Annotated in this window: 29 protein-coding genes; 12 read left to right on the forward strand and 17 right to left on the reverse strand. The window is 72.3% G+C overall.

Going from position 1 to position 25,961, the window contains the following annotated elements; all coding sequences use genetic code 11:
• Positions 1-12: 12 nt before the first annotated feature.
• Together ACIQRW_RS07330 and rsgA are read right to left on the reverse strand one after the other, a co-directional pair.
• On the reverse strand, positions 13-1,386 hold the full coding sequence (locus tag ACIQRW_RS07330) for a DNA-3-methyladenine glycosylase 2 family protein (RefSeq protein ID WP_403755713.1): 1,374 nt from the start codon (positions 1,384-1,386) through the stop codon (positions 13-15).
• Positions 1,387-1,458: 72 nt separating this feature from the next.
• The gene (gene rsgA / locus ACIQRW_RS07335; RefSeq protein WP_403755715.1) at positions 1,459-2,610 is read right to left on the reverse strand and encodes a ribosome small subunit-dependent GTPase A; all 1,152 of its coding nucleotides are present in this window, start codon (positions 2,608-2,610) and stop codon (positions 1,459-1,461) included.
• Between the two features lie 362 nt (positions 2,611-2,972).
• On the opposite strand from rsgA, the gene ACIQRW_RS07340 reads away from it, so the two are divergent.
• A complete protein-coding gene (locus ACIQRW_RS07340) occupies positions 2,973-3,473 on the forward strand; it encodes a DUF5949 family protein (RefSeq protein ID WP_403755718.1) in 501 nt (166 codons plus the stop codon).
• 177 nt (positions 3,474-3,650) lie between these two features.
• On the opposite strand, the gene ACIQRW_RS07345 is transcribed toward ACIQRW_RS07340, so the two are convergent.
• The 6 genes from ACIQRW_RS07345 to ACIQRW_RS07370 form a co-directional block, all read right to left on the reverse strand.
• Positions 3,651-4,058 (reverse strand): rodlin, encoded by a 408-nt coding sequence (locus tag ACIQRW_RS07345; protein WP_403755720.1) that lies wholly within the window; start codon positions 4,056-4,058, stop codon positions 3,651-3,653.
• A 133-nt stretch (positions 4,059-4,191) separates the two neighbouring features.
• The gene (locus tag ACIQRW_RS07350) at positions 4,192-4,410 is read right to left on the reverse strand and encodes a hypothetical protein (protein WP_403755723.1); all 219 of its coding nucleotides are present in this window, start codon (positions 4,408-4,410) and stop codon (positions 4,192-4,194) included.
• Positions 4,411-4,599: 189 nt separating this feature from the next.
• Positions 4,600-5,010: a rodlin gene (locus tag ACIQRW_RS07355; RefSeq protein WP_403755726.1), complete on the reverse strand. Its 411-nt coding sequence runs from the start codon at positions 5,008-5,010 to the stop codon at positions 4,600-4,602.
• A gap of 68 nt (positions 5,011-5,078) precedes the next feature.
• The gene (locus ACIQRW_RS07360; RefSeq protein ID WP_007449036.1) at positions 5,079-5,369 is read right to left on the reverse strand and encodes a hypothetical protein; all 291 of its coding nucleotides are present in this window, start codon (positions 5,367-5,369) and stop codon (positions 5,079-5,081) included.
• 254 nt (positions 5,370-5,623) lie between these two features.
• Positions 5,624-5,857 (reverse strand): chaplin, encoded by a 234-nt coding sequence (locus tag ACIQRW_RS07365; RefSeq protein ID WP_403755729.1) that lies wholly within the window; start codon positions 5,855-5,857, stop codon positions 5,624-5,626.
• A 292-nt stretch (positions 5,858-6,149) separates the two neighbouring features.
• Complete coding sequence (locus ACIQRW_RS07370; RefSeq protein WP_403755732.1) at positions 6,150-6,551, reverse strand: rodlin; 402 nt, start codon at positions 6,549-6,551, stop codon at positions 6,150-6,152.
• Between the two features lie 544 nt (positions 6,552-7,095).
• Here ACIQRW_RS07370 and ACIQRW_RS07375 point away from each other — a divergent pair.
• Complete coding sequence (locus ACIQRW_RS07375) at positions 7,096-7,791, forward strand: chaplin family protein (protein ID WP_403755735.1); 696 nt, start codon at positions 7,096-7,098, stop codon at positions 7,789-7,791.
• A 98-nt stretch (positions 7,792-7,889) separates the two neighbouring features.
• On the opposite strand, the gene ACIQRW_RS07380 is transcribed toward ACIQRW_RS07375, so the two are convergent.
• The 3 genes from ACIQRW_RS07380 to ACIQRW_RS07390 form a co-directional block, all read right to left on the reverse strand.
• Positions 7,890-8,273, reverse strand: a complete 384-nt coding sequence (locus tag ACIQRW_RS07380; RefSeq protein WP_403755738.1) for a hypothetical protein — start codon at positions 8,271-8,273, stop codon at positions 7,890-7,892.
• A 38-nt stretch (positions 8,274-8,311) separates the two neighbouring features.
• Positions 8,312-9,532 (reverse strand): acetyl-CoA C-acetyltransferase, encoded by a 1,221-nt coding sequence (locus ACIQRW_RS07385; protein WP_403755740.1) that lies wholly within the window; start codon positions 9,530-9,532, stop codon positions 8,312-8,314.
• 117 nt (positions 9,533-9,649) lie between these two features.
• Positions 9,650-10,582, reverse strand: coding sequence for a LysR substrate-binding domain-containing protein (locus tag ACIQRW_RS07390; RefSeq protein WP_403755743.1), 933 nt, complete (start codon positions 10,580-10,582; stop codon positions 9,650-9,652).
• Positions 10,583-10,693: 111 nt separating this feature from the next.
• Between ACIQRW_RS07390 and ACIQRW_RS07395 the strand changes: the two genes are divergently transcribed.
• The 4 genes from ACIQRW_RS07395 (at position 10,694) to ACIQRW_RS07410 (ending at position 14,459) form a co-directional block, all read left to right on the forward strand.
• Positions 10,694-11,647, forward strand: a complete 954-nt coding sequence (locus tag ACIQRW_RS07395; protein WP_403755746.1) for a CoA transferase subunit A — start codon at positions 10,694-10,696, stop codon at positions 11,645-11,647.
• Positions 11,644-12,429: a CoA-transferase subunit beta gene (locus tag ACIQRW_RS07400; RefSeq protein WP_403755748.1), complete on the forward strand. Its 786-nt coding sequence runs from the start codon at positions 11,644-11,646 to the stop codon at positions 12,427-12,429. The genes ACIQRW_RS07395 and ACIQRW_RS07400 overlap by 4 nt, the downstream gene beginning before the upstream one ends.
• 16 nt (positions 12,430-12,445) lie before the next feature.
• A complete protein-coding gene (locus tag ACIQRW_RS07405; RefSeq protein ID WP_403755751.1) occupies positions 12,446-13,996 on the forward strand; it encodes a 3-hydroxyacyl-CoA dehydrogenase NAD-binding domain-containing protein in 1,551 nt (516 codons plus the stop codon).
• A gap of 64 nt (positions 13,997-14,060) precedes the next feature.
• Complete coding sequence (locus ACIQRW_RS07410; protein WP_403755754.1) at positions 14,061-14,459, forward strand: VOC family protein; 399 nt, start codon at positions 14,061-14,063, stop codon at positions 14,457-14,459.
• Here the strand turns inward: ACIQRW_RS07410 and ACIQRW_RS07415 are convergent.
• Together ACIQRW_RS07415 and ACIQRW_RS07420 are read right to left on the reverse strand one after the other, a co-directional pair.
• On the reverse strand, positions 14,393-15,169 hold the full coding sequence (locus ACIQRW_RS07415; protein WP_403755756.1) for a DUF6597 domain-containing transcriptional factor: 777 nt from the start codon (positions 15,167-15,169) through the stop codon (positions 14,393-14,395). The genes ACIQRW_RS07410 and ACIQRW_RS07415 overlap by 67 nt on opposite strands.
• Positions 15,170-15,178: 9 nt before the next feature.
• Entirely contained in the window at positions 15,179-16,387 is a 1,209-nt protein-coding gene (locus tag ACIQRW_RS07420) for a YihY/virulence factor BrkB family protein (protein ID WP_403755758.1), read from the reverse strand.
• Positions 16,388-16,404: 17 nt separating this feature from the next.
• Here ACIQRW_RS07420 and ACIQRW_RS07425 point away from each other — a divergent pair, with 17 nt between their 5' ends.
• The 5 genes from ACIQRW_RS07425 (at position 16,405) to ACIQRW_RS07445 (ending at position 21,766) form a co-directional block, all read left to right on the forward strand.
• The gene (locus ACIQRW_RS07425) at positions 16,405-18,057 is read left to right on the forward strand and encodes an acyl-CoA dehydrogenase family protein (protein ID WP_403755761.1); all 1,653 of its coding nucleotides are present in this window, start codon (positions 16,405-16,407) and stop codon (positions 18,055-18,057) included.
• A gap of 240 nt (positions 18,058-18,297) precedes the next feature.
• Entirely contained in the window at positions 18,298-19,593 is a 1,296-nt protein-coding gene (locus ACIQRW_RS07430) for a GAF domain-containing protein (protein WP_403755764.1), read from the forward strand.
• A gap of 82 nt (positions 19,594-19,675) precedes the next feature.
• The gene (locus ACIQRW_RS07435; RefSeq protein WP_403755767.1) at positions 19,676-20,272 is read left to right on the forward strand and encodes a GNAT family N-acetyltransferase; all 597 of its coding nucleotides are present in this window, start codon (positions 19,676-19,678) and stop codon (positions 20,270-20,272) included.
• A gap of 255 nt (positions 20,273-20,527) precedes the next feature.
• A complete protein-coding gene (locus tag ACIQRW_RS07440) occupies positions 20,528-21,154 on the forward strand; it encodes a TetR/AcrR family transcriptional regulator (RefSeq protein ID WP_403755770.1) in 627 nt (208 codons plus the stop codon).
• Positions 21,155-21,178: 24 nt separating this feature from the next.
• A complete protein-coding gene (locus ACIQRW_RS07445; RefSeq protein WP_403755772.1) occupies positions 21,179-21,766 on the forward strand; it encodes a hypothetical protein in 588 nt (195 codons plus the stop codon).
• Positions 21,767-21,811: 45 nt separating this feature from the next.
• Here ACIQRW_RS07445 and ACIQRW_RS07450 read toward each other — a convergent pair whose 3' ends face one another.
• The 4 genes from ACIQRW_RS07450 to ACIQRW_RS07465 form a co-directional block, all read right to left on the reverse strand.
• The gene (locus ACIQRW_RS07450; RefSeq protein WP_403755775.1) at positions 21,812-22,471 is read right to left on the reverse strand and encodes an SMI1/KNR4 family protein; all 660 of its coding nucleotides are present in this window, start codon (positions 22,469-22,471) and stop codon (positions 21,812-21,814) included.
• Between the two features lie 179 nt (positions 22,472-22,650).
• Complete coding sequence (locus tag ACIQRW_RS07455) at positions 22,651-23,124, reverse strand: hypothetical protein (RefSeq protein ID WP_403755778.1); 474 nt, start codon at positions 23,122-23,124, stop codon at positions 22,651-22,653.
• A 174-nt stretch (positions 23,125-23,298) separates the two neighbouring features.
• Positions 23,299-24,072: a polysaccharide deacetylase family protein gene (locus tag ACIQRW_RS07460; RefSeq protein ID WP_403755781.1), complete on the reverse strand. Its 774-nt coding sequence runs from the start codon at positions 24,070-24,072 to the stop codon at positions 23,299-23,301.
• A 141-nt stretch (positions 24,073-24,213) separates the two neighbouring features.
• Positions 24,214-24,456 (reverse strand): DUF4287 domain-containing protein, encoded by a 243-nt coding sequence (locus ACIQRW_RS07465; RefSeq protein ID WP_403755784.1) that lies wholly within the window; start codon positions 24,454-24,456, stop codon positions 24,214-24,216.
• 320 nt (positions 24,457-24,776) lie between these two features.
• On the opposite strand from ACIQRW_RS07465, the gene ACIQRW_RS07470 reads away from it, so the two are divergent.
• Positions 24,777-25,952: an NADH:flavin oxidoreductase gene (locus ACIQRW_RS07470; protein WP_403756402.1), complete on the forward strand. Its 1,176-nt coding sequence runs from the start codon at positions 24,777-24,779 to the stop codon at positions 25,950-25,952.
• The last annotated feature ends 9 nt before the right edge of the window (positions 25,953-25,961 follow it).

Below are 25,961 nucleotides of genomic sequence, written 5' to 3' on the forward strand. Positions count from 1 at the left end.
CCGGGGTCCGGGTCAGCCGAGGACCGCCGCCCCCGCCGCCTCCAGATGACGTACGGCGTAGGAGCGCCAGGGCCGCCACCGCTCCGCGCCCGGTGTTCCGTACGGGTCCACGTCGGGGTCGCCGAGCGCCCGCATCCGGATCAGGGCGGCGGTGCGGCGGCCGATCCCGGGCAGCGTCATCAGCGTCCGTTCCGCCTCGTCGCGGTCGGCCCCGGGGTCCAGCCGCAGCCCGCCGTCGGCGAGCGCGGCGGCCAGGGCCGCGAGGGCCGGGTCATCGGCGGAACCGGCGAGCACGTCCGGCTCCGGGAACACATGGGTGAGCCCGCCGCACGGCACGTCCAGCGGCTTCCCGTACCGCTCGACCAATTCCCCGGCGGCCTCGCGCCCCACCAGGGTCCGCACCGCGGCCTCCTCCGGGTCGGCCGCGCCCGGCGACCGCAGCCCGGGACGGGCGGCGACCAGCGGGGCGAGCCGGGGGTCGGCGGCCAGCGCCTCGTCCACGGCGTACGGGTCGGCGTCCAGGTCGAACAGGCGGCGCACCCGCTGGACGGCGGTGGTCAGGTCGCGGAGGTCGGTGAGCTGGATCCGGGCCTCCAGCCAGGGGCCGCCGGGCGCGGCCTCGTCGACCGCGACGAGCCCGGCCCCGTACGGCAGTCGCAGGGTGCGCCGGTAGACGCGGCGGCCGGGCGGTCCCGTCACCTCCTCGACCCGGGCGACCGCTCCCGCGGCCAGCAGGTCGAACAGGGGGGCGGTGGCGTACGGGCCCCGGTGGGCGAGCCGCAGCGGGATCCCGGCCCTGGTCCCCTCGCGGCGTCCGCCGCCGAGCCCCGTGCCGGCCTCGGCGCGCAGGGCGCTGGGTGTGCGGGCGTAGATCTGCCGGATGGTGTCGTTGAACTGCCGGACGCTGGCGAACCCCGCGGCGAAGACGATCTCGGTGACCGGCAGCCCGGTGGTCTGGAGGAGCACCCGGGCGGTGTGGGAGCGCTGGGCCCGGGCGAGTGCGACCGGTCCCGCGCCCAGCTCGGCGTTGAGCTGGCGCTGGACCTGCCGGGCGCTGTAGCCGAGCCGCCCGGCGAGTCCGGGGACGCCCTCGCGGTCCACCACGCCGTCGCCGATCAGGCGCATCGCCCGGCCGACGACGTCCGCGCGGACGTTCCACTCGGCGGAGCCGGGCACGGCGTCCGGCCGGCAGCGGCGGCAGGCCCGGAAGCCGCCGGCCTGGGCCGCCGCCGCGGTGGGGTAGAAGCGCACGTTGGCGCGTTTGGGTGTGACGGCGGGGCAGCTCGGCCGGCAGTAGATGCCGGTGGTCGCGACGGCGAAGAAGAACGCGCCGTCGAACCGCGCGTCGCGGCTGCTGACCGCCTCGTATCGGGTCCGTTCGTCCATCACACCGTCCAGTGTGCGGCAGCCGGGGCCACCGCACTCGCGGTTTTCGGACGTCGAACCGGTCGCTCCGGGCTACCGCACCCGGCCGCGCTTGGCCTGCATGGCCGCGCGCCCCTCCGCGCCCTTGCGCTTCCAGTCCCGCAGGATCTCGGAGCGCACCCGGGCGTCGGTCTTGGCGACGATCCGCTGGTTCTCGCGGATCAGCTTGCGGTAGCTGTCGAGCCGCCGCTCGGGCAGGACCCCGTCCTCCAGCGCGCCGAGGACGGCGCACCCCGGTTCGGCCTGGTGGGCGCAGTCGTGGAACCGGCATCGGGTGGCCAGCTCCGCGATCTCGGAGAACACCTCGCCGACCCCCGTCCCGGCGTCGTACAGGCCCACTCCGCGGAGCCCGGGGGTGTCGATGAGGACGCCCCCGTGCGGCAGGACGAGCAGGTTGCGGGTCGTCGTGGTGTGCCGGCCCTTGCCGTCGACGTCCCGGGCGGCCTGTACGTCCATGACGTCCTGGCCGAGCAGGGTGTTGGCGAGGGTCGACTTGCCCGCGCCGGAGATGCCGAGGAGCACGCTCGTACCACCGGAGACGACGGCTCCGAAGACGTCGAGCCCCTCGCCCGTGGTGGAGCTGACGGGCAGCACCTGGACACCGGGGGCGATCGCCTCGACGTCCTGGACGAGGTGGGACAGCGTGACCGCGTCGGGCACCAGGTCCGCCTTGGTCAGCAGCACGATCGGTTCGGGACCCTGGCCCGCGCCCCGGCCGTCGCCGAGCAGGGCGGCGCCGCTGGAGCTGGAGAGGGCGAGCGCGAGGAAGCGCTCCAGCCGGCCGAGGTCCAGCTCGACGGCGAGCGAGACGCAGATGGCGATGTGGTCGATGTTGGTGGCGAGCACCTGCCCCTCGGACCGCTGGGAGGAGGTGGAGCGGACGAAAGCGGTGCGACGGGGCAGCAGCGTACGGACGAAGCGCGGATCGCCGTCGGCGTCGAGCGCCACCCAGTCGCCGGTGCAGACGATCCGCATCGGGTCACGGGGCACGACGAACGCGGTGTCGGCGCGGACGGGGCCGTCGGCGGTGATCACGTCGCACTGACCGCGGTCCACGCGCACGACGCGTCCCGGCACGAGCCCCTGCTCGGCGTACGGGGAGAAAGCCGCCGCCCAGTCCTCGTCCCAGCCGTACGAAGTCAGCGGGTGCGAGGAGGAAGGAGCGGTGAGGAACGAGAAAGACAAGGGAAACCCTTCACAGGGTGGCCCCGGCACGCGCGCTCGGCGCGGGAATGAGGGAAGTCGGTCAGCCGGTGGCCACGGGGATGAGGACGATGCTCTTCCGGTTGTGGGCAGTGCCCATCGCAACGACAGTCATCAATGTCCTCACCTCCTGGTTCTTTCCGTTTCCTTGCCGCAGGCGTCATGGCGGCGCCCGGAACAGTGGCCAGATTAGCCGGGCCCCCGGGAGCGGCGTCAACAGCTTTTCCGCGCACCTCCGAAGGAGGCGGCCCGACCGGGGTGTTCGCCGGAGTTGGGCGTAGATCTCCCCCGATCGGGTGATACGCATGCATAGAGCCTGGTCCGGGGCCGTTAGGGTGCCGAGCATGACCACACCCCAGGCCTCCACCGGCACGTTCACCCAAGCCCAGTTGGGCACGCAGATCCTGATCGGCTGGAGCGGTCGGCAGCCCGACGCCGACCAGGACACCGCCTTCCTCCTCGCCTACTCGCTCGGCGACGGGCAGGACGGTCCGGAGATCGGCCGCGAGGCCATGCGCGCCGCACTGGAGCGCGCGGGCCTCCACGTCGGCGGCCCGATCCAGGACGCGGCCGAGAGCCGGGGCGTGCAGGCGAAGCTCCTCGTCCAGGCGGGGCAGGCCGTCCTGACACTGCCTCATCTCTCGGCGCAGTACCCCGCCCCGGCGGAGTGGCTGGCCGCCGCGCAGGCCCAGGGCCAGGTCTACGGGATGTTCGCCACCAGCCCGTGGCCGGACGCCGTGCCCGGGCAGCCGGTCAGCGAGGACCGGCTGCGGGCCTTCGCCACCGACGTGGAGGTCGTCCGCACCGCCGCCCACTGCCTGCTCCCGGTCCGCTCCCTGGGCTGAGGAGCCCTTCCGCCCGCCGCCCCGAACACACGACGAGGCCCACCACCCCCCGTGGAGTGGTGGGCCTCACCCGTGCGGCGTGCGACCCGCGGCGGGGCCGTTGGCACGGAACGAGGACGGGCGGCCCGGAGTGTGATCTCCGGACCGCCCGCACTCAACACCTCAGGCTGTGGTGCGTCAGTTGTTGCCGACGCCGTTGCCCGAGAGGACCGGGATGTCGTCCAGGATGTGCGACAGCGGCTCGTCGCCCTTGGCCTGGGTGGAGTTGTCGGTGCACTGCTGGTTCTGCGGGTTGGACAGGACGTTGATGTCCTGAACCGTGATCGGCACGATGCCGATGAGCGAACCGACGTTGACCTTGGCGGGCAGGCCGACGCAGAGCTTGTTCAGGGTGCCCTGGACGAGCTGGTTCTGCGGGCTCCAGTTGCCCTCCGTCTCGGCGTTGCCGATCTCCGACTCGGCACCGTTGCCGTTGACCGTGGTGGTGCCACCGTCGTTGCCGATCGCCATGGCCGTGGGAGCCGCGGCTGCGGACAGACCGAGCAGGGACACGGCCACTGCAGCGCCGGCCATCATCTTCTTCATCAACTTCACCTTTCGGAGCGTCCCGTTGTGGAACGTACTGATCAACTGCCACCACCCCCGATCGGTTGCGCAGTACCACTCAAATGGGTTCGTTCCGGCGCAAGGTCGACGCCACTCCTCGGTCCTCGGGGGCTCACCCTCCGGGGGCCCCGGCTCCGGAACCCTCGTCCGAGGTGCGGGCCGCCGGTACGAACCCGCCGTGCGGGGGCGCCTGGTCCCGGTGCGGCTCCGAGAGGGGGTGGAGGCCTCCGGCCGCCTGCCACTCGGCGACGAGCCGGTCGTAGATCGGTGTGCCGCCCGTCGCGGGCCGCCGTGCTCCGCCCTGCGGGGTCTGACTGTCGTACGGATCCATACGGAGGCCCTACCCGGCCCGGCCCGGATCGTCAGCCGGTGCTACGGCATCCGGCCCAACCGGACAACCCGGCCGGAGGCGTTGGCACACGACGAAGGGCCAGTCCGTCCGGTCCGGCGAAGGAACGATCGCCGTACGGATGGACTGGCCCCACGCGGGTCGGCCGGAGCGGACCCGGGCTACCCGGTCTCAGTTGTTGCCGGCGCCGTTGCCGGAGAGGATCGGGATGTCGTTCAGCAGGTGCGACAGAGCCTCGTCGCCCTTGGCCTGGGTGGAGTTCTCGGTGCACTGCTGGTTCTGCGGGGAGGACAGGACGTTGATGTCCTGGAGCGTGATCGGCACGACGCCGATGAGGGAGCCGAGGTTCGCCTTGGCCGGCAGGGCGATGCAGGGCTTGTTCAGCGAGCCCTGGATGAGCGCGAACTGCGGGCTCCAGTCACCGTGGGTCTCGGAGTTGCCGTACGCCTGCGAGGCGCCGTTGCCGTTGACCGTGGTGGTGCCGCCGTCGTTGGCGATGGCCATGGCGGGTGCGGCGGCAGCGGCGGAGACACCGACGACCGAGGCGGCGACGGCGGCCGAGGCCATGATCTTCTTGAACATGAAGGAGCCCTTCTGGGGAGTGATGCGGATCGGTGGAAGAACCAGGTGGAACGGTCGTGCTGCGGCGGTCAGCCGCCGAGGGGAACTCCGCCCAGCAGCGGAGCGGCGCCCTCGGCCACCCCGGTTGCCTGGCCCGCCAGCTTGCCGACCGTGCCGTCCTTCGAGACCGTCTCGGCGGTCTCGGCGACCGTGCCCACCACCGGGTCCACGACCTGCGGGGCACTGGCCATCACCTGGTTGAGGCCGCTGTCGAGGCTGAAGTTGGGGGCCGTGGGCGTAGTAGCGGCGAAGGCGGGAGCGGCCGCTCCGAGGGCAGCCACGGAACCGGCAACAAGGGCGGCGGTCTTCGCGTACTTCACTTTTCTGGTTCCCTTCTGCGCGGCATCTGTTTCGGTCACGTTCCCGTGCCGCACACAAGCTTTCTTTACCTGTGACTTCTGCCGCTTTCTCCCTGATCAACGATCCGGCCGCATTCGGGAAACTATGGGGCGACGACTTTCTCCGGCGCCTTCCGCGATTCCGGGCCCCGGAGCCGGGCCGCGAAAAGGCCCCGGACGGCATCCATCGCCCGGGGCCCACCGGTCACGGGCCCGGGGCCCGGCCGGTCAGAGGGTCACTTGTTGATGCAGGTGTTGCCGAACGCCGGGTTCAGCGCACCGATCACGTTGATGGTGTTGCCGCAGACGTTGACCGGAATGTGGATCGGGGCCTGGAGGACGTTGCCGGACAGCACGCCCGGGGAGTGCGCGGCAATGGCCTCGGCACCCGAGTCGGCCATGGCCGGCGCGGCGGCACCCATCGCCATGAGCGTACCGGCGGCGACTGCGGCAACCTTGGTGAACTTCACTGTTTGTCCCTTTCCTGGGCGGAGTCCGGTGCGGTCACGTCTTTCGTGCCCGCCCGAGCCGTTTCCTGACCGCTCGCGACTCCGGCGCTGTCCTACGTAACGATGAACGCCCAGGATGGGAACTGTTCGACGGGCGGATTCCCGGATATCCGCCCGAATGCCGCAATGCCCCTGGGATCGCGGCGGAGAGGCGGGCGAGGAAACCGTGCGCGCGCGTCGCGGAACGGCGACGGGCCCGAGCCGCCCGGTGGAGGAACTCCGAGGACTCGGGCCCGAGTAGGGCGGCTGCGGATCAGTTGTTGCCGGCACCGTTGCCGGAGAGGATCGGGATGTCCTCCAGGATGTGCGACAGAGCCTCGTCGCCCTTGGCCTGGGTGGAGTTCTCGGTGCACTGCTGGTTCTGCGGGGAGGACAGGACGTTGATGTCCTGGACCGAGATCGGCACGACGCCGATGAGGGAGCCGAGGTTCGCCTTGGCCGGCAGGGCGATGCAGGGCTTGTTCAGCGAGCCCTGGATGAGCGCGAACTGCGGGCTCCAGTCACCGTGGGTCTCGGAGTTGCCGTACGCCTGCGAGGCGCCGTTGCCGTTGACCGTGGTGGTGCCGCCGTCGTTGGCGATGGCCATGGCCTGCGTCGTGCCGAGACCGAGGATGGAGGCGGCGACAGCGCCCGTAGCCAGAACCTTCTTGATCACGATTAACCCTTCTCGTACCGATCGCCCCGTAGCGGAGCACCCTGGCTCAACTCGCCGCCCGGCATTAGGTTCTGCCCATTCACCCGAATGCCGGACACGGAGGCCGCCCCCCCATCTCTGTTCGTACGACCGCCTGTTCGTGAAGGAATTGCGCACACCCCTCCGACCCTCCTCGCCCGAACGGGTGGTCGAGGGCGGGCGACTCCGAGCCGTGACCTGTGCAGGAAACGACACTTCTCTGCCGTCAACGCCAGTGACAATCAATGCAGTTGACGGCGAATCGTTTCTCTTTATCCACGAACCGGGATGTTCCGGGTTCGACGGCACCACCCGTTCGGGTGATTACACAATTTCCACGCAAATCCGAGTTTCCCGCCTGAGTCTGAGTCGTTATGGCAGTCGTCCAGCGCGCACGTCTTCATCACTTTCACCATGGCTTCGCCGCAGGATCCGGCTGTGCCGCGGCTCCCCCCGATGGCTGCCCGTCTCCGCGCGCGAAGCACCCACGCGAAGTCCTCGCGAATGTCCTAAGGAAGGGCAAGTAATGCGACAGGTCTTGAACAAAAGCATTATCGTCATGGCGGCCGCATCGGGCCTCCTGGCGGCGGTCGGTGGCACCGCGCACGCCGACGCGTCGGCCGAGGGTGCGGCCGTCGGTTCGCCGGGGGTCGGTTCGGGCAACGCGGTGCAGGTGCCGGTGCACGTCCCGGTCAACGTGTGCGGCAACACCGTCAATGTGATCGCTCTGCTGAACCCGGCCTTCGGCAACAAGTGCGTGAACGCCGACGGCCCGAAGCACAACCACCCGCCGGTGGACGAGCCGCCGGTCGACGAACCGCCGGTCGACGAGCCCCCCGTCGACGAACCGCCCGTCGACGAACCGCCGGTGGACGAGCCCCCCGTCGACGAACCGCCCGTCGACGAGCCCCCGGTGGACGAGCCCCCGGTCGACGAACCGCCGGTCGACGAGCCCCCCGTCGACGAGCCGCCGGTCGACGAGCCGCCTGTGGACCAGCCGCCCGTCGACGAGCCGCCGACCGACACCCCCGGTACCGACACGCCCGGGACCGACACACCCGGCTCGGGTACGCCCGGGTCCGGTACGTCCGGGTCCAACGTCCCGGGCGCGCACCTGGCCGACACCGGTGCCGCCGACCTGGGCCTGGCGGCCGGCGCCAGCGCCGCGCTGCTGCTCGGCGGTGCGGTGCTGATGCGCCGTACCCGCAACGTGCGGGACTGATAGACCTCCTGCGGGAGAACGAGGTCCGGCCGGACAGCGGGGACTGTCCGGCCGGACCTTTTGCGTGCGCCCGCCGCAGTCACGCCGACGGATTCGGGCTACGGACGCAGGCTCCAGAGAATGTCGCGCGACCCGACCGGATCGGGACCCGAGGGGCTCTCCCCCCGTCGCCGTTCAGCGGTGATCCTCGCGCACTGCACGTAGCCTCCACCCGATCGGGACGCCAGGCGGACGATGACGAAGGAGCCTCGCCACCTGTCGTCCACGCCGGAACCGGCGAAGACGTCCCTGAACTCCTCCTCGTCCACGGAATGCAGCTTCAACGCCTCGTACCGCATGGTGAGCCGCATGGCGGCGACGCCTTCGAAAAGGAGGTCCACTCCGTCGTCTTCGGACTCGTCCGAGGCGGATCGGAGCAGAAGCTGCGAGTGTCCGATCCCGTATGTCCACACCCGGAACGTGAGGTCGGATTCGAAGATCACGGAAGCCGGATCGTTGTTACTCAAAGGATTCCTGTCCCTCAGTCCGCGATGCGTTCGAAGACCGCGGCGAGGCCCTGGCCGCCGCCGATGCACATCGTCTCCAGGCCGTACCGGCCCTCGCGGCGGTGGAGTTCGCGGGTGAGGGTGGCGAGGATACGGGCTCCGGTGGCGCCGACCGGGTGGCCCAGCGAGATGCCCGAGCCGTTGACGTTGATCCGCTCGTCGTGGTCCTTCTCGCCGAGGCCCAACTCCCTGGTGCAGGCCAACACCTGGGCGGCGAACGCCTCGTTCAGCTCGATCAGGTCGAGGTCGGCGAGGGTGAGGCCCGCCCGGTCGAGCGCGGTGCGGGTGGCGGCGACGGGGGCGATGCCCATCGTCGCGGCGGGCACCCCCGCGCGGGCGAAGGAGACGAGGCGGACGAGCGGGGTGAGGCCGAGGCGTTCGGCGGTCGCGGCGCTGGTGACCAGGCAGGCGGCGGCCGCGTCGTTCTGGCCGCTGGCGTTGCCCGCGGTGACCGTGGCGTCCGGGTCGGACTTCGCCATCACCGGCCGGAGCGCCGCGAGTTGTTCCGCGGTGGTGTCGGGCCGGGGGTGCTCGTCGGCGGTGACGACGTGTTCACCCTTCCGGGTGCGCACGGTGACGGGGACGGTCTCCGCGTCGTAGCGGCCCTCGGCCGCGGCGCGGGCGGCGCGCTGCTGGGAGCGCAGGGCCAGGGCGTCCTGGTCGGCCCGGCTGATTCCGTACTCCCGGCGCAGGTTCTCCGCCGTCTCGATCATGCCGCCGGGGACCGGGTGGTTGACGCCTCCGGCGGTGACGCGGCCCCGGGCGAGTGCGTCGTGGAGCTGGAGGCCGGGCCCTTTGATGCCCCAGCGTCCGTCGTGGGTGTAGTAGGGGGCGGCGCTCATCACGTCGACGCCGCCCGCGATCACCACGTCGCTGAATCCGGCCCGGATCTGCATCGCCGCGTCCAGCACCGCCTGGAGTCCGGAGCCGCAGCGGCGGTCGGTCTGGGAGCCGGTGACCGTAGTGGGCAGTCCGGCGTCCAGGGCGGCGACCCGGCCGATGGCGGGTGCCTCGCTGGTGGGGTAGGCGTGGCCGAGGATCACCTCGTCGACCCGGGTGGGGTCGATGCCGGTGCGGGCGACGATCTCCGCGATGACACGTGCGGCCAGCGCGGCCGGGGTCTGCTGGGCGAAGGCCCCGCCGAACCGGCCGATGGGGGTGCGCAGGGGTTCGCAGATGACGACGTCGAGCGGCACGACGGGGCCTTTCCTTCAGGGCGACCAGGGCGACCAGGGCGACGGGCGGGGCACGGGTGGTGGGGTGACCTTCGCATCCGGTGACTGAGCGGGTCCAATACCGGATGTGCCCCCTTTTCAGAGGCCCGGCGTCTCAATCGGTCCTCCGCCCGGTCCACGTACGGGGGTGGGCAGGGCGTCCCGGGCGACGGCGAGCACGGCGTGCAGGGCGGCGGAGGGGTTGTCGGCACGCCAGGCGAGGGCCGCCTGGCGGCGGATGGGCGGTCCGGTGAGGGGCCGGTAGACCAGTCCGCTCTGCTGGATGTGGCGTACGGAGGTGACCGTGAGGGTGACGCCGACCCCGGCGGCGACGAGCGCCATGATCGTGTACGAGTCGGGGGCCTCCTGGACGACGCGCGGGGTGAACCCGGCGCTCTCGCAGGCCTCGGTCATGGCGTCGCGCACGGTGGAGCCGGAGTTGGCGGGGAAGGAGACGAACGGTTCGTCCGCCAGTTCGCCGAGCGGCACCGCCTCGTGCCGGGCGAGCGGGTGGTCGAACGGCAGGGCGCACAGCAGCTCCTCCTCGTCGATCACCCGGTGCTCCACTCCGGGCCGGGTCACCGGCAGCCGGACGAAGCCCAGGTCGAGGGAGCCGTCGGCGACCCGGGACAGTGCGACGTTGGCGTACGTCTGACCGGTCATGACCAGTTCGAGGCCGGGGTGTGCGGCGCGCACGGCGCGGGTGAGGCGGGGCAGCGTCTCGTGGCTGGAGGCTCCGGCGAAGCCGATGGTCACCCGGCCGTACTCGCCCCGGCCCGCCGAGCGGGCGGCCCGGACAGCTGTGTCGAGGTCGTCGAGGACGGTCCGAACGGGGTCGAGGAAGGTCTCCCCCGCGCCGGTGAGCCGGACGGAGCGCGTGTTGCGGCGGAACAGCTGGACGCCGAGTTCCTTCTCCAGCTGCCGGATCTGCTGGCTCAGGGGCGGCTGTGCCATCTGGAGGCGTTTGGCGGCCCGGCCGAAGTGCAGCTCCTCGGCCACGGCGAGAAAGGCCTTGAGGTGGCGCAGTTCCATGGGCGGCACCCCCTCGCGTCATTGATATGCCCCGGGTCTTGATCCGACCTTAATTCGGTATTGGACAGCCATCAATGGGTCCTGACACCGTGGGGCCCGCGTATGCGGACGATGAGGAGAACCGTGGACCGGACGGCCGGCAAGGTCATGTCGATGAGGGAGGCCGTCGCCGCCTTCGTCCGCGACGGGGACACCGTGAGCCTCGAAGGGTTCACCCATCTCATCCCCACCGCCGCCGGTCACGAGATCATCCGGCAGGGCCGCCGGAATCTCACGGTCGTCCGGATGACGGCGGACATCGTGGTGGACCAGATGCTGGCGGCCGGGTGTGTGACGGGGCTGGTCTCCTCCTTCGTGGGGAACTCCTCCGCCGGTTCGCTCGGGGAGCTGCGGCGGCGGATCGAGCACGCCGACCCGGAGCCGCTGGCGTTCGAGGAGTACAGCCACTACGGGATGGTGTGCCGCTATCTCGCGGGGGCGCAGCGGCTGCCGTTCTACCCGCTGCGCTCGTACGCGGGCAGCGACCTGACGTCCGTCAACCCCGGCATCCGCAAGGTCGTCTCGCCCTACCCGGCCGCCGACGGGGGAGCCGAGCAGATCTACGTCGTGCCGCCCGTCAACCCGGACGTGACGATCGTCCACGCGCAGCGCGCCGACCGCCGGGGAAACACCCAGGTCTGGGGGCTGACCGGCGTCCAGGCCGAGGCGGTGTACGCGGCGGAGAAAGCGGTCGTGGTGGTGGAGGAGCTGGTGGCGGACGAGGTGGTCCGCTCGGACCCGAACCGCACGCTGATTCCGGCCCACGCGGTCGACGCGGTGGTGGTCTGTCCGCGCGGGGCGCACCCCTCGTTCGCGCAGGGCTACTACGACCGGGACAACGCCTTCTACCGCTCCTGGTCCGCGATCAGCAAGGACCCGGCTCGGCTGCGGGAGTGGCTGGAGGAGTGGGTGTACGGCACCGCCGACCACGCGGAGTACGTGGCGAAGCTGGGCGAGGAGTTCTGGGCGGGGCTGGCGGTCGGCGAGGCGCTGAGCGAGCCGGTGAACTACGGGAGGCGGCTGTGAGCGAGCAGGATCCGAAAGCCACGCGGCCCGTCACCTCCTCGGAGTTGCTGTCGGTCGTCGCCTCGCGTGAACTGGCCGGACGCCGCGCGGTGTTCGCGGGGATCGGGCTGCCGACGCTGGCGGCCGAGCTGGCGCGGCTGACCGTCGCGCCGGGCATCGAGGTGGTGTACGAGTCCGGGGTCTGCGGGGCGCACCCTTCCCGGCTGCCGGAGACCATCGCGGACGCCGTCCTGATCACCGGGGCCGAGGCGGTGGTGTCGATGCCCACCCTGTTCGGCTCGGTGCTCCAGGGCGGGCACATCGACGTGGGTTTCCTGGGGGCCGCGCAGATCGACCGGTGGGGCAGCCTCAACACCTCGGTCATCGGGGACTGGGACCGCCCGTCGGTGCGGCTGCCGGGTTCCGGTGGGGCGGTCGAGGTGATGGCGAACGCCCGGGAGGTGTTCGTGGTGATGCGCCGCCACACACCCCGTTCCTTCGCCGACGTCCTCGACTTCTGCACCACGCCGGGCCCGGACCGGGCGCTGGCGGACGGGATCCGCCCGCTGGGCGTCGGCGTCACCCGGGTCGTCACCGAACTGGGCGTCCTCGCCAGGGAGGGCGTCGGCGACGAACTGCGGCTGGTCGCCGTCCATCCCGGGGTCACCGTCGAACAGGTGCGGGCCGCGACCGGCTGGGAGCTGAAGACGGCCGGCACGGTGGCGACGACGGCCCCGCCCACCCCCGCCGAGCTGCGGCTCCTGCGGGACGATGTCGACCCCGACCGTGTCTACCTCCGCTGAAAGGGCTTCCACCGCCATGCGTATCAGGATCGTCGGAGCCGGGGCCATGGGCCGCGGCATCGCCCAGTGGGCGGCGAGCGCCGGACACACCGTCGAGCTCGGGGACGTACGGCCCGAGGCGGTGACGGACGCCCTGGACTTCGTCGCCTCGATGCTGGACCGGGCCGTCGCCAAGGGCCGGATGCCGGCCGCCGAGCGGGACGGGGCCGTGGCCCGGCTGGTGCCGCTCGCCGAGCCGTGGGCGGCGGGCCCGGAGGTGGAGCTGGTGATCGAGGCCGTACGGGAGGACCTGGCGACCAAGGCCGAGGTGTTCGGGAAGCTGGAGCGGGCGCTGCCCTCCTCCGCCGTCTTCGCGACCAACACCTCCTCCCTGTCGGTGACCCGGATCGCCGCGACGCTCCGGGACCCCTCGCGCCTGGCCGGGCTGCACTTCTTCAACCCGGTGCCGCTGATGAGGATCGTCGAGGTGGTGCCGGGCGCGGCCACCCGCCCGGAGATCCCGGCCCTGCTGACCGAGCTGGTGGAGGGCTGCGGGCACCGGGCGGTGACGGTCGCCGACACCCCCGGCTTCCTGGTCAACCACGCGGGGCGGGGGCTGGTGACCGAGGCGCTCGCGCTGCTGGAGGAGTCGGTGGCGGAACCGGCGGAGATCGACCGGATCGCCCGGGACGTGCTGGGGCTGCGGATGGGCCCCTTCGAGCTGATGGACCTGACCGGTCTCGATGTGACGGCCGCGGTGATCGACTCGATCTGGGAGGGGTTCCGGTACGAGGACCGGCTGCGCCCGTCCTTCCTGACCCCGAACCGGGTGGTGGCGGGGGTGCACGGCCGTAAGACGGGCCGGGGCTGGTACGCGTACGGCGACGGGCTCTCCGGCCCCGCGCCGGAGAGCGCGGTCACCGGGGACGCGGAGCGCCCGGTGTTCCTGGTTCCGGGCGGGCGGCCGGAGACCGCAGCGTACGAGGAGTCCCTGGCCGGGTCCCTGGAGGCGGCGGGGGTCCGGGTCGAGCGGGGCGCGGGGCCGTCCGCGCGGGCCGTGGTGCTGGTGCCCGTCTGGGGGACGCCGGTGTCGGCGGCGGTGGCGGAGGGCGCGTGGCCCCGGGAGCGTACGTTCGGCGTGGAGGTGCTGCCCCCGGCGGGGCGGCGGCGGGTCCTCGCGGTGACGGCGGCCGGCGACGCGGTGGCCGCCCGGGACGCGCGGGCGGTGCTGGCGCGGGGAGCCGAGGGTGATGATCCGTACGCGGTGTCGGTGGTGCGGGACACCGCGGGCACGGTCGCGCAGCGGCTGCTGTCCTCCGTCGTCGCGGTCGGCTGTTCGATCGCGGAGCGCTCGCTCGCCGCGCCCGGTGACATCGACCTGGCGGTGACCACGGGGCTCGGTTATCCGTACGGACCGCTGGCCTGGGGCGAGCGGGTCGGGGCGGCGAGGATGCTGGGGCTCCAGCGGTCGCTGCACGCGACGACGGGCGACCCGCGCCACCGGCCGACGCGGTGGATCACGGAGCGGGCCGCCCTGGGCCTGGCCGTGACCGACCCGGGGACCTCGCCGGCCGACTGCCTGGGGTGAGGACCCGGCGCGGGCGACCGATTCGTACAAGACCGTCGGGGCGCCGCGTGCGTACGGTCGGGGCATGACTCCACGACTTGACGCGATCAGCATCATCACGGCGGACCTGGCGGCCTCGCTCGCCTTCTACCGCAGGCTCGGCCTCGACATCCCCGAAGGGGCGGAGTCCGCGCCGCATGTCGAAGTGACCCTGCCGGGCGGGCAGCGGCTGCTGTGGGACACGGAGGAGGTCATCGCCTCGTTCGATCCGGACTGGAAGCGCCCGGCGGGCGGTGAGCGGGTCGCCCTGGCCTTCGTCTGCGACAGCCCGCGGGAGGTGGACTCGTTGTACGCGGAGCTGGTCGACGCCGGGTACGCCGGGCACCTGAAGCCCTGGGACGCGGTGTGGGGGCAGCGTTACGCGGTCGTCCTGGACCCGGACGGTTGCGGGGTGTCGCTGTTCGCGGCGGCCGACGCCTCGTAGCGCCCGGAGTAGGCGCCGAGCGTCGTCCCGGCGAGGGCGCGCATCTCGCGGGCCAGGTGCGCCTGGTCGACGCAGCCCGCCGTGGAGGCCGCCTCGGCGTACGGCAGGCCCGCGCGGACGAGGGACAGGGCGCGCTGGAGGCGGAGGATCCGGGCCAGGGTCTTGGGGCCGTAGCCGAAGGCGGCCAGGGAGCGGCGGTGCAGTTGGCGGGCTCCGAGGCCGACCTCGGCGGCCGTCGCCGCGACGGAGCCGCCGCGCCGCAGCCGGTCGGCGACGGCCGCCGTGAGCGGGTCCGGGGGGCCGGTCTCGGCGGCCAGGCCCAGGGCGTAGTCCTCCAGGGCGGCCGCGGGGTCGGCGGCCCGGTCGATCCGGTCGACGAGCCCGCTGACGGCGGCACGGGACCAGAGGTCGGCGAGCTCGACCCGGTGGTCGCGCAGTTCGTCGGCCGGTACGCCGAGGAGCACGGGGGCGGTTCCGGGCGGGAAGCGGATCGCGGCGCAGGAGGCGCGGTCGCGGGGGTCGACCCGGAAGGCGTGGGTGTCGGGTCCGGCGACGACCAGGCGGCCGGCGGACCAGATCAGGTCCATGCAGCCGTCGGGAAGGACGGACCGGGCGGGGCCCGGCGGTCCGGGCGGGACGTCCAGGGTCCAGACGACGGCCCCGGCCAGTCGGGACGGCCGTTCCTGGTACCGCTGGTGTTCCCGGGGCATGCTTCCACGCTAGCGCGCGGGCGGTTCCTCGGCGTCCCTGGGCTCCTTGGACTCCCTGGGCTCCTTGGACTCCTTCGTGTCCCTGGGGTCCTTCTCCCAGGTCGCGTGCAGCCGGGACTTCACGTCGTCGGGCGGCAGGAAGCGGGACCAGCGCTCGGGGAACTCGGAGGGCATGTACGCGGGGCCGTCGTCCTCGTCATCGTCGTCGTCCGTTCCGGCATAGGCGGCCGAGCGGGTCCGGGCGACGAACTCGGCGGCCTGCGCGGCCCGGACGCGTTCGGTGGCCTCGCGGGCGGCGGCCGTGGCGAGCGAGGGCCACACCCGGTCGATGGCCGCGTTGACCGCGGCGCCGACCAGGACCGCGAAGGCGGAGATGCCGATCCACAGCAGGACGGCGATCGGCGCCGCCAAGGAGCCGTAGATGGTGGGGCCTTCGACCGTGTTGGTCAGGTAGATCCGGAGCAGGAAACTGCCGAGGACCCACATGCCGAGCGCCATCAGAGCCCCGGGGACGTCCTCGATCCAGGGCGAACGCACCGGCACGGACACGTGGTAGAGCGTCGTGAGGAACGCGACGCCCAGCAGTATCACGAGCGGCCAGTACAGGACGGCTATGACCTCGGTGCCCCACGGCACCAGCTCGACCACCCGGTCCGGGCCGACGACCAGCAGCGGCAGCACCACCGCACCGATCAGCAGGGCGACGACGTACAGCAGGAAGGCGAGCAGCCGGGTCTTGACGATGCCGCGGTGACCGTCGAGTCCGTACATGACGGTGATGGTGTCGATGAAGACGTTCACCGCGCGGGAGCCGGACCACAGGGCGATGGCGAAGCCGAGGGAGATGATGTCGGGGCGGGCCCCGGTCGTGACGTCGGCGAGCAGCGGTTTGGCGAAGTCGTTGACCCCGCGCTCCGACAGCACCGTCTGGGCGGCGGAGAGGATGTTGCGCTCGATGGAGGCGACGGTGGTGGTCGTCGTCCACTCGTCGACGTAACCGAGCAGTCCGATCATGCCGAGCAGCAGCGGGGGCAGCGAGAGCAGGGTGAAGAACGCCGCCTCGGCCGCGAGTCCCAGGATGCGGTACTCGATGCACGAGTTGACGGTGTCCTTGAGCAAGTGCCACGCCATCCGTCGTTTGGAGACGTTGCGGTAGAGCACTCGCGCCCGGTGGAGCCGGCCCGGTGGCCGCTCGGGTGTTTCTTTTGCTGCCTGCACCTCCTTACCGTATCGGCATGGCAGCCACCACCCACACCGTGACCAATCAGGTTCCACCGCTGGTCGGCCATGACGTCTTCGCCGCCGACCGGACCCTGTCCGAGGCCGTCGAACGGCATGTCCCGCCCGAGGTCCTGCCCGTGGCGCTGGAGGAGCTCGGCGAGCTCGGCCGGGCCGCGGGCTCCGCCCAGGCCCAGGAGTGGGGTGCGCAGGCGAACGCGCATCCTCCCGTACTGCGCACCCATGACCGTTATGGGCATCGCATCGACGAAGTGGAGTTCCATCCGTCCTGGCACCGGCTGCTGAGCCATGCGGTGTCGGCCGGGCTGACGGACGCCTGGGGGCGTCCGGCCGGTCATGTCCGGCGCGCGGCGGGGTTCCTGGTCTGGACGCAGGCCGAGGCGGGGCACGGCTGTCCGCTGTCGATGACGCATGCCGCGGTGCCCGCGCTGCGGACCGACCCGGCGCTGGCCGCCGAGTGGGAGCCGCTGCTGACCTCGCACACGTACGTGGAGGGGCTCAGGCCCCCGCGGGAGAAGGCCGGGGTGCTCCTCGGGATGGGCATGACCGAGAAGCAGGGCGGCACCGACGTGCGGTCCAACACGACGCGGGCCGAGCCGTTGTCCGGGGAGGGCGAGTACCTGCTCACCGGTCACAAGTGGTTCTGTTCGGCGCCGATGTCGGACGGCTTCCTGGTGCTGGCGCAGGCGCCGGGCGGACTGACCTGCTTCCTCCTGCCGCGTGTCCTCCCGGACGGCACGCGCAACGTGTTCGCGATCCAGCGGCTGAAGGACAAGCTGGGCAACCGGTCCAACGCGTCCGCCGAGGTCGAGTTCGACGGGACCTGGGCCCGCCGGGTCGGCGAGGAGGGGCGCGGGGTGCGCGCCATCATCGAGATGGTGGCGGCCACCCGGCTGGACTGTGTGGTGGGTTCGGCGGCGCTGATGCGGCAGGCGGTGGCCCAGGCGGTCCATCACAGCGCGTACCGCCGTGCGTTCGGCGGGCTCCTGATCGACAAGCCCCTGATGCGCAACGTGCTGGCGGATCTGGCGCTGGAGTCGGAGGCGGCGACGGTGCTGACGCTGCGGCTGGCCTCCGCGTACGACAACGACACGGCCGAGGAGCGGGCCTTCCTGCGGCTCGCGGTGCCCGCCGCGAAGTACTGGGTCACCAAACGCTGCTCCGCCGTGGTGGGCGAGGCGCTGGAGTGCCTGGGCGGCAACGGGTACGTGGAGGAGTCGGGGATGCCCCGGCTGCTGCGTGAGGCGCCGCTCAACTCGATCTGGGAGGGCTCGGGCAATGTGCAGGCGCTGGACGTGCTGCGGGCGTTGCAGCGGGAGCCGCAGGCGCTGGACGCGTTTCTGCGCGAGGTCGGCCACGCGCGCGGGGCGGATCACCGGCTGGACGCGGCGATCAGGGGCCTGCTGACGGAGCTGGCCGATCTGGAGGGCATCGAGGCGCGGGCACGGCGTGTGGTGGAGCGGATGGCGCTGGTGCTCCAGGGATCGCTGCTGGTGCGCTGGGCCCCGCCCGAGGTGTCCGACGCGTTCTGCGCCTCGCGGCTCGGCGGGAACTGGGGCTCGGCGTTCGGGACGCTGCCGCACAGTCTGGACCTGGCGTCGGTGGTGACAAGGGCCCGGCCGGACGGCGCACAGCGAAAGGGCGCATAGCGAAAGAGGGAGGAAGCGACGGAGGGTGGTGCTGCGCCGACACGGCACCACCCTCCATGCTTCTGCAACACCGGGCGACCGGGACAGGCCCGGCGCACAGTGTTCTGCCACTCTTGTACGGAGCCGCGGGACCTGGCCAGAGTTGCAAAGGGTTGCAACCATTGTGTGGACTGATCGGCGGTCCGGCCAGGTGACCGGCAGGATGGGCCGGGCGGGGAACGTTCGGGGGGAACGGGGACCATGGCGGAGACAGGTTCTGCGGGGGTGGCGCGGGTGACGGGCCAGGGGGCGGGCCGCCAGGAGACCCGGTCGCTCCACCGCGCGCGGGAGGCGCGGCTGGCGGGGACCCGGTCCGAGGTCGCGCCCCGGGCGGAGATCGACGCCTCCTGGGACCGGGTGGTGCGCAGCGGCATCGACCCCGACCAGTCGCCGGAGAGCGAGCTGCTGCAGGCGGACGAGATCGAGCACCGGCGCCACAGCACGGCGCTCGGCGAGCTGATGCCGTTGCTGCGGGCGGGGCTGGCCTCGATAGCGGATGCCGCGCAGCAGATCATGGTGGTGACCGACACCGAGGGCCGGGTGCTGTGGCGGCAGGGCCACAGGGGGGTGCTGCGCCGGGCCCACGACATCTGCCTGGAGGAAGGGGCGGCCTGGGCCGAGGCGGCGACCGGGACGAACGCGATCGGGACGGCGCTGGCCGCCCGGGTCCCCGTCCAGGTCCACTCGGCCGAGCACTTCATCCGGGCGCTGCACGGCTGGACCTGTGCGGCGGCCCCGGTCCGGGATCCGCGCGACGGCCGGCTGATCGGGATCGTGGACATCAGCGGTCCGGCGTCCACGTTCCACCCGGCGACGCTGGCCCTGGTCGACTCGGTGGCCCGGCTCGCCGAGGGTGAGATCCGCACCCGTCACCTGGCGGAGATCGAGCGGCTGCGCGCGGTGGCCGCGCCGATCCTGTGCCGGATCGGCGGGCGGGCGCTGGCGGTGGACGTGCACGGGCGGCTGGCGGCGGTGACCGGGATGGCTCCGGTGGACCGGCTGCCGCTGCCGAAGTCGCTGGGGCCGGGTCCGGTGTGGCTGCCCTCGCTCGGCATGTGCCGGGTCGAGCCGCTGCCGGGCGGCTGGCTGGTACAGGTGGACGACGGCGGCACGGAGGGGGTGCCGCGACGGGTGGTGCTGGACCTGAGCCGGCCCCGGGCGCTCGCCGTGCATGTGGCCGGGCCGCTGGGGAGCCGCACCCAGCGGCTCTCGCCGCGTCACGCGGAGCTGTTGTACGCGCTGGCGGTGCACCGGCAGGGGCGGTCGGCCTCGGAACTGGCGCGGGACATCTTCGGGGACGGCACCCGGACGGTGACGGTCCGGGCCGAGGTCTCCCGGCTGCGGCGTCAGCTGGCGGAGGTGCTCGCCCACCGCCCGTACCGCTTCGGGGACGGGGTGGAGGTGGAGGTGATCCACCCGGAGGACCGCGCGGATCTGCTGCCGCACTCCAGGGCGCCCGTGGTGGCGGAGGCCCGCGGGGCGGCTCCGACCGCCTGAGAGGGGCGGCCGTCGGGGGCGTGGCCTTCCCGGGCGGGGGCCGCCGTGCGGGGGCGGGCGGCGGCATGGTTCTCTGGCCGTCATGAGCGATACCCCGCAGCCCGCAGCCCCGACCACCGAGGTGACCGTCTGGTCGCTGGAGCAGACCTCGCCCGACGATCTCCGGCCCGCCGCGGTACCGGAGGGCGATCTGCGCATCGTCCGGTCCGAGGTGGTGCTGCCGGAGTTCAGCCGGTTCCTCTACTCCGCAGTGGGCGGCGACATCCACTGGACCGACCGGCTGGGCATGACGTACGCCCAGTGGCAGGAGGCTCTGGAGCGGCCGGGGGCGGAGACCTGGGTGGCGTACGAGAACGGGACGCCGGCCGGGTACGTCGAGCTGAACCCGCACGACGACGGCGTGGTGGAGATCATGTACTTCGGGCTGATCCCGGCGTTCCGGGGGCGGCGGATCGGCGGTCACCTCCTCAGTTACGGGGTGGCGCGCGCCTGGGACCTGGCGGAGCGCTGGCCGGAGCGGCCGGCGACGAAGCGGGTATGGCTGCACACCTGCTCGAAGGACGGCCCGCACGCGATGGACAACTATCTCCGGCGCGGCTTCCGGCTCTGCGACACGAAGACCGAGGTGGAGCCGGACGTGGCGCCGCCCGGTCCGTGGCCCGGGGCGTACGGCTCCTGAGCGCCCGTACCCACCTGGCGGGGGGGGGGGGGGGGGGGGGGGGGGGGGGCCCCCCCCCCCCCCCCCCCCCCCCCCCGCCACGAGTGCGGCCCGGACCAGCCTCCCCGGCCCCGGCCCTGTGAGCCATCGGTGTCCCCGCGTCCTCGCTGCCGCTGTCGTGTCCACAGCCACCCCCTGGTCGGCGTCTCCCGTTTTTACCATACGAGCATATGGTTAAAGGGTGCCGCAAGGCGCGACGACGGATACCCTGACGGCATGCCGAAGGTCGTCGATCACCAAGCCAGGCGCATCCAGGTCGCCGACGCCGTACAGGAACTGATCACCGAACAGGGCCTGGACCGGGTCACCGTGGCGCGGACGGCCACCACTGCGGGTGTCTCCGTCGGACACGTACAGCACTACTTCCCGACCAAGGACGAGATGCTGCTGTTCACCCACGAACGCGTCGTGCGGCAGATCCTCGACCGGGTCTCGGCGCTCGGGGAACGCGCCACGCGCCAGCGGCTGCCGATCCGTGACGTGGTCGTCGAGGGGCTCGTCGAATGGCTCCCGGTGGACCCGCGCCGCCGCTCGGCACACCGCGTGGTGCTGGCCTTCCTGGGCCGCACCGTCGACAACCCGCGCCTCGCGCAGGCCCACGCCGAGACGGGGCGGCTCATCCGTTCGATGCTCGCCACGGCGGTCCACAACGGGAAGGAGTGCGGTGAGGTCCCGGACGGCACCGATCAGGACCTCGCCGCCCTCGAACTCCACTCCCTGGTCGAGGGCCTGGCCCTGCAACTCGGCTGCGATCCCGACGCCGCCACCTCCCGCGCCGCCCTCGCCCTCGTCACCGCGCGGGTCCGGACGGTCTTTCCGGGCCACTGCCGCCAGTACGAGTAGCCCGGGAAGGGTGCACCCCCTCACATGATGCACACCGTCGACAGCCTCGCCGCCGAACTCCGGCGCCTGCGGGACCGCCCGAGTGCCGCTGTCGCGCCGCCCGTTCTCTCCCTCTTCGCCGTTGACGTCTCCGGGGGCGCGGCGGAGTACGGACGGCGCCTGCGGTCGGTGCTCTCAGTCGCGGTGCGACTGGGCCGCACCATGGATTTCGAGCAGGAGAACCTCCCGGTCGACGGTGTTCCGGACTGGTTCGCCGCCGTGAGTTCCGGGAGCGGGGAGCGGGCCGCCCCGCGGCTCGCACAGGCCACCCCGCAGTTCGCACGGGCCGGCCGCGACGGGTACGTGACGCACACCGGGGGCGGCCGGCCGTGGGAACTGCACGACTGGCTGCACCGTTTCGCTCCCGACGAGAGCTCCCGGGGCTGGGAGTGGTGGGACGCCACACAGGTCGGACCGTCCCGCGTCCACCTCTGGGTGGACAGCTGGGGGGAATCCATCTTCGGGTGCCAGGAACTGCTCTGGGCCGCCTGGGCGGCGGGGGCGGTCCGCGTCGACGGTCCCGTGGTTCACCGGTCCGCCGTGTGGTCGGCGGAGCGGAACGCCACGCGCTGACACACGCTGCTCACTGACGTCGGCGGCCCGCGGCCGGCGCCCCGGTCATGGCTGACGCACGGCACGCTCCCCCACGGTCCGGTCGTCGCGCAACGGCATGACGTCCCACTGCAGCCTCTGCTCCTCATCCACCTCGGGCTTGTAGTGGTCGACGGGCCGGCCGGTCTCCAGAGACGCGGCCACGGTCTCCATCAGCACCGGCAGGGACGCCCACGCCTCATGGGACCCGCGCCTGACGCCGTCCACGGGCTCGGCTTGATGGACACGACCCCGGTCGATCTCCGGGCGCTGGTCCAGCACGAGGTAGCCCCCTCCGACATCCCGTGCGATGGGGATCAACCGCGGATGTCCGTAGAGAACGCCGCTGAACCCTATGCCCATGAAGTCGGAGTCCACCTCGTCCCCCTTCTCCTCCGCCGTGAGCCTGTCGTAGAAGCCGGTGAAGAGCCGCCACTCCTCCGCGATCCGGCGGGCGCCGATCGGCCTGTAGAACCCGGGCAGCAGCGATCCCCCCTGGTCGCGGAGGCCGTCGTGCCGGAGCAACGACAGCACCAGGGGCTTCGGGAGCGGGCGGCCGATGTCCCGTTCGGTCGCGGCGATATCCGCCGGGTCGGCGGGCGGCATCAGCGCCGCGTAGGTCGTCGGCGCGTGCTCGGCCAGCCAGTTCTCGATACGCGTCCACGACTCACTGATCGGTGCGGTCATGGCACGGGATCCTGCTACCGGGGACTGACAATCACCGGTGCGTGCGACCCCCGCGGCCCGTTGCGGCCCCCGGCCCCGGAGCGACCGTCACCACCACCATGTCGCATGTCGCTCCTGGCCGACGCCCCGCGCGGACCGGATGCCCGCGCGGACCGTACGCCCGTACGCCCGTACGCCCGTCAGCCGTGCATCGCGGAGGTGTACGCGAACAGCGCGATCACGCCGGCGACGCACACGAGGATCACCCATGAGCTGAAACCGGTGTGCCTTCCCCTGCCGTTCCGCCGCGCGGACCCGCGGGTCCGCCGGGGCCGCCGGGACCGCCCCGTGGCCGCCCGGTCCGGAGCGGGCCGCGCCGCGTCGGCCGCCGCGTCGGCCAGCAGGCGCCGGCAGGTCGCGGCGAGCACGCCCGTACCGGCGGAGAGGGGCACCACGGCCTCCGAACGCGCCGGAGCGGTGGTGCCGCCGTCCAGGATGCGACCCGCGCGTACGAGAATCTCGTCCCGGCCGCCCGCCGGAGCAAGGCTGATCCACCGCCGTACGTGCTCACCCCGGATGACCATCCCCCCGGACCGCTCCCGGTACACGGTGTGCTCCCGCCACAACACCGCCGCCAACTCCTCTGCGGTGTCTCTCAGTTGTGCGCCCACCATCCGTCCCCCCACCTCGCGTCGATTCGAACAAGCATCGAACTCTACTGGTGGGCGCGGATCCCGGAGCATCGGCCCCACCGCCCTCGGCACCGGGCGATGGGCGGCCCGGGAACTCGTCGACGAGTTGATGAAGACGAGGGCGGGGCGGGGTAGGGCGGGGCGAGCGTGCCTGGATCAACGCACGGGGAATCCGAAGGAATAGCCCTGCCCCTCCAGCCAGGGCAGGACCTCGCGCAGAGCGGACAACGTCTGGGAGCGCTCCCCGCCCGCGTCGTGGAAGAGGACGGTCGGCCCGTTGGAGATCTCGCGCTTGACGGTGGCGACCATGGTGTCCGCACCGGGGTGCTCGAAGTCCTTGGTGTCGACGTTCCAGCCCAGCGGTCGCATCCCGTGGGACGCGGCGAGCTGCCGGCTGTAGGGGGTGAAGGCGCCGCCCGGGGCCCGGTAGTACTGCGACCGGACGCCTCCGGACGCCTTGATGATCATGCGTTCGGCATCCAGGATCTGCTGCGACTGGTAGGCCTCGGACTTGGTGTCCATCGTGGTGTCGTGCGAGACGGTGTGGTTGCACAGCCGGTGGCCGTCCGCCACGACCTGCTTGACCAGGTCCGGGTACGCCCGGGCCTGGGTGCCCACCATGCAGAACGTGGCCTTCACGCCTTCGTCCTTCAGCAGGCGCAGCACCTGCGGCGTCCAGACCGGGTCCGGTCCGTCGTCGATGGTGATGTTGACGCCCCGGTCCCCGCTGTCCGAGGCGTGCGCGATGTCCGCCGCCACCTTGGCCACGGGCCGGTCCCGCTCGTCCGGCGAGGCGACACTTCCCGCCGGCCGCCCCCCGGTGGTGTCGGCCTGTGCGGTCCACACCGAGGTGGCGGCGGCCAGGGCCGTCACGCCGAGCGCCGCCGCCAGGAGCCGGCTGTGCCATGCCCTTCCCTTGTGCTTGCCCATGTCCGCCCGCCCCTTTTTGCTGTCTCCACCGATGCCGTGCACCCATCTAGACAGGCGAACGCCCCGGTGGGATGCCTCGGTTACCGATCGCGGACATAGCTGCAGGGAGCCGGCGACAAACGGGGCCGTCGGGAGACCGGGTCAGCGGGCGTTGCCCTCGGGGTGGTTGCCCACGGGGTGGTTGCCCTCGGCGAGGGTGTGCGCGACCAGGGCGCCTGCGTGCCCGTGGCCCAGTCCGTGTTCGGACTTGAGCCAGCCGACCAGCTCCATGTGCCTGGTCAGCGGCGAGGCGCGGATGAGGTCCTTCCACTCGGAGACCGGGCGGCCGTACTTCTTCTCGATCGAGGGGAAGTAACTGGCAGGGCCCTTCACGGCGTCGGTCATGGGGTGTCCCGTCTGTCGTGCCCTCCCCGTCCGGAAGGCGTCGGGGGTATGACCGGCGGTGAACGGTGAAGTCATCGGCGTCCGGCAGTGGTTCGGGTCACAGTCCCGCGCCGCTGCGCCGCGCCGACGGCCACCCGACCACCGGAGGCTGGCTCCGCTCTTTGCCCAGACTTTACCCGGATCGGGGCCGGTGCCGGGATGCCCACGCGGCGGGAGCGTGTTGGCGCCGGGTGGACACCCCCGGCTATTGACAGGAAACCGACGTGACAGACGTGACGGCACACGCTCCGACCGGCGTGACGACCAACGTGGCGACCGGCATGACGACCGGCGTGACCACCGGCGTGTCCACCGGCGTGACGACCGGCGTGACCACCGGCGTGACCGGCACGGCAGCCCGCGCGGCGGACACCCTCTCCCGCCCGTTCACCGTCCGCGGGCTCACCAGCCGGAACCGGATCGCGATGGCGCCCATGACCCGGCAGTTCTCCCCGGACGGCGTGCCGGGACAGGACGTGGCGGACTACTACACCCGGCGGGCCGCCGGTGACGTCGGGCTGATCATCACCGAGGGCACCTACGTCGACCACGAATCCGCGGGCACCAGCGACCGGGTCCCGCGCTTCCACGGCGAAGCGGCGCTCGCGGGCTGGGCAGAGGTGGCGGACTCCGTACACCGCGCGGGCGGCGCGATCATCCCGCAGCTGTGGCATGTGGGCGTCACCCGCACCGAAGGCGCCGGGCCCGTACCGGACGCCGAGCCGGTCGGCCCCTCGGGCCTGTCCCTGAGCGGCGAGCCCAAGGGGCGCGCCATGACGCAGCAGGATCTCGACGACGTCATCGCCGCCTTCGCCGACGCGGCGGCGGCCGCCGAGCGCCTCGGCTTCGACGGCATCGAACTGCACGGCGCCCACGGCTACTTGATCGACCAGTTCCTGTGGTCCGGAAGCAACCGGCGTACCGACGCCTACGGTGGCGACCTGGTCTCCCGGACCCGTTTCGCGGCCGAGATCGTGGCGGCCTGCCGCGCCGCCGTCTCCGACGCCTTCCCTCTCTTCTTCCGGATGTCGCAGTGGAAGGCGGACGCCTACGACGCGAAGCTCGCCCGGACCCCTCAGGAACTGGACGACCTGCTCACGCCGCTGGCCGAGGCCGGTGTCGACGTCTTCCACGCGTCCACCCGCCGCTACTGGCTGCCGGAGTTCGAGGGCTCCGACCTGAACCTGGCCGGATGGGTGAAGAAGATCAGCGGCAGGCCGACCCTCACCGTCGGCTCGGTCGGCCTGGACGGCGACTTCTTCAGCGCTTTTCAGGGCAACGACTCCGAGGTCACCGGCATCGAGCAGTTGCTGGACCGGATGGAGCGCGACGAGTTCGACATGGTCGCCGTCGGGCGGGCGCTGATCTCCGACCCCGAGTGGGCGGCGAAGACCCTGCGCGGGCGGACCTCGGACATCACCCCGTTCACCGCGGAGATGCTGAAGACCCTGCGCTGACCCGCGCGC

Origin of the sequence: Streptomyces sp. NPDC091287, assembly GCF_044768525.1 — a bacterium.
Lineage (GTDB): Bacteria > Actinomycetota > Actinomycetes > Streptomycetales > Streptomycetaceae > Streptomyces.

Excerpts from the sequence above, each read along its gene's own strand:
- ACIQRW_RS07415 (WP_403755756.1), bottom strand. The coding sequence starts at position 15,169 with ATGCCCCGGGAACACCAGCGGTACCAGGAACGGCCGTCCCGACTGGCC.
- ACIQRW_RS07405 (WP_403755751.1), top strand. The coding sequence starts at position 12,446 with ATGCGTATCAGGATCGTCGGAGCCGGGGCCATGGGCCGCGGCATCGCC.
- ACIQRW_RS07435 (WP_403755767.1), top strand. The coding sequence starts at position 19,676 with ATGAGCGATACCCCGCAGCCCGCAGCCCCGACCACCGAGGTGACCGTC.
- ACIQRW_RS07440 (WP_403755770.1), top strand. The coding sequence starts at position 20,528 with ATGCCGAAGGTCGTCGATCACCAAGCCAGGCGCATCCAGGTCGCCGAC.
- ACIQRW_RS07455 (WP_403755778.1), bottom strand. The coding sequence starts at position 23,124 with ATGGTGGGCGCACAACTGAGAGACACCGCAGAGGAGTTGGCGGCGGTG.
- ACIQRW_RS07450 (WP_403755775.1), bottom strand. The coding sequence starts at position 22,471 with ATGACCGCACCGATCAGTGAGTCGTGGACGCGTATCGAGAACTGGCTG.
- ACIQRW_RS07410 (WP_403755754.1), top strand. The coding sequence starts at position 14,061 with ATGACTCCACGACTTGACGCGATCAGCATCATCACGGCGGACCTGGCG.
- ACIQRW_RS07470 (WP_403756402.1), top strand. The coding sequence starts at position 24,777 with ATGACGACCGGCGTGACCACCGGCGTGTCCACCGGCGTGACGACCGGC.
- ACIQRW_RS07460 (WP_403755781.1), bottom strand. The coding sequence starts at position 24,072 with ATGGGCAAGCACAAGGGAAGGGCATGGCACAGCCGGCTCCTGGCGGCG.
- ACIQRW_RS07375 (WP_403755735.1), top strand. The coding sequence starts at position 7,096 with ATGCGACAGGTCTTGAACAAAAGCATTATCGTCATGGCGGCCGCATCG.
- ACIQRW_RS07340 (WP_403755718.1), top strand. The coding sequence starts at position 2,973 with ATGACCACACCCCAGGCCTCCACCGGCACGTTCACCCAAGCCCAGTTG.
- ACIQRW_RS07425 (WP_403755761.1), top strand. The coding sequence starts at position 16,405 with ATGGCAGCCACCACCCACACCGTGACCAATCAGGTTCCACCGCTGGTC.
- ACIQRW_RS07355 (WP_403755726.1), bottom strand. The coding sequence starts at position 5,010 with ATGTTCAAGAAGATCATGGCCTCGGCCGCCGTCGCCGCCTCGGTCGTC.
- ACIQRW_RS07395 (WP_403755746.1), top strand. The coding sequence starts at position 10,694 with ATGAGGAGAACCGTGGACCGGACGGCCGGCAAGGTCATGTCGATGAGG.
- ACIQRW_RS07350 (WP_403755723.1), bottom strand. The coding sequence starts at position 4,410 with ATGGATCCGTACGACAGTCAGACCCCGCAGGGCGGAGCACGGCGGCCC.
- ACIQRW_RS07345 (WP_403755720.1), bottom strand. The coding sequence starts at position 4,058 with ATGAAGAAGATGATGGCCGGCGCTGCAGTGGCCGTGTCCCTGCTCGGT.
- ACIQRW_RS07330 (WP_403755713.1), bottom strand. The coding sequence starts at position 1,386 with ATGGACGAACGGACCCGATACGAGGCGGTCAGCAGCCGCGACGCGCGG.
- ACIQRW_RS07430 (WP_403755764.1), top strand. The coding sequence starts at position 18,298 with ATGGCGGAGACAGGTTCTGCGGGGGTGGCGCGGGTGACGGGCCAGGGG.
- ACIQRW_RS07465 (WP_403755784.1), bottom strand. The coding sequence starts at position 24,456 with ATGACCGACGCCGTGAAGGGCCCTGCCAGTTACTTCCCCTCGATCGAG.
- ACIQRW_RS07390 (WP_403755743.1), bottom strand. The coding sequence starts at position 10,582 with ATGGAACTGCGCCACCTCAAGGCCTTTCTCGCCGTGGCCGAGGAGCTG.
- ACIQRW_RS07445 (WP_403755772.1), top strand. The coding sequence starts at position 21,179 with ATGATGCACACCGTCGACAGCCTCGCCGCCGAACTCCGGCGCCTGCGG.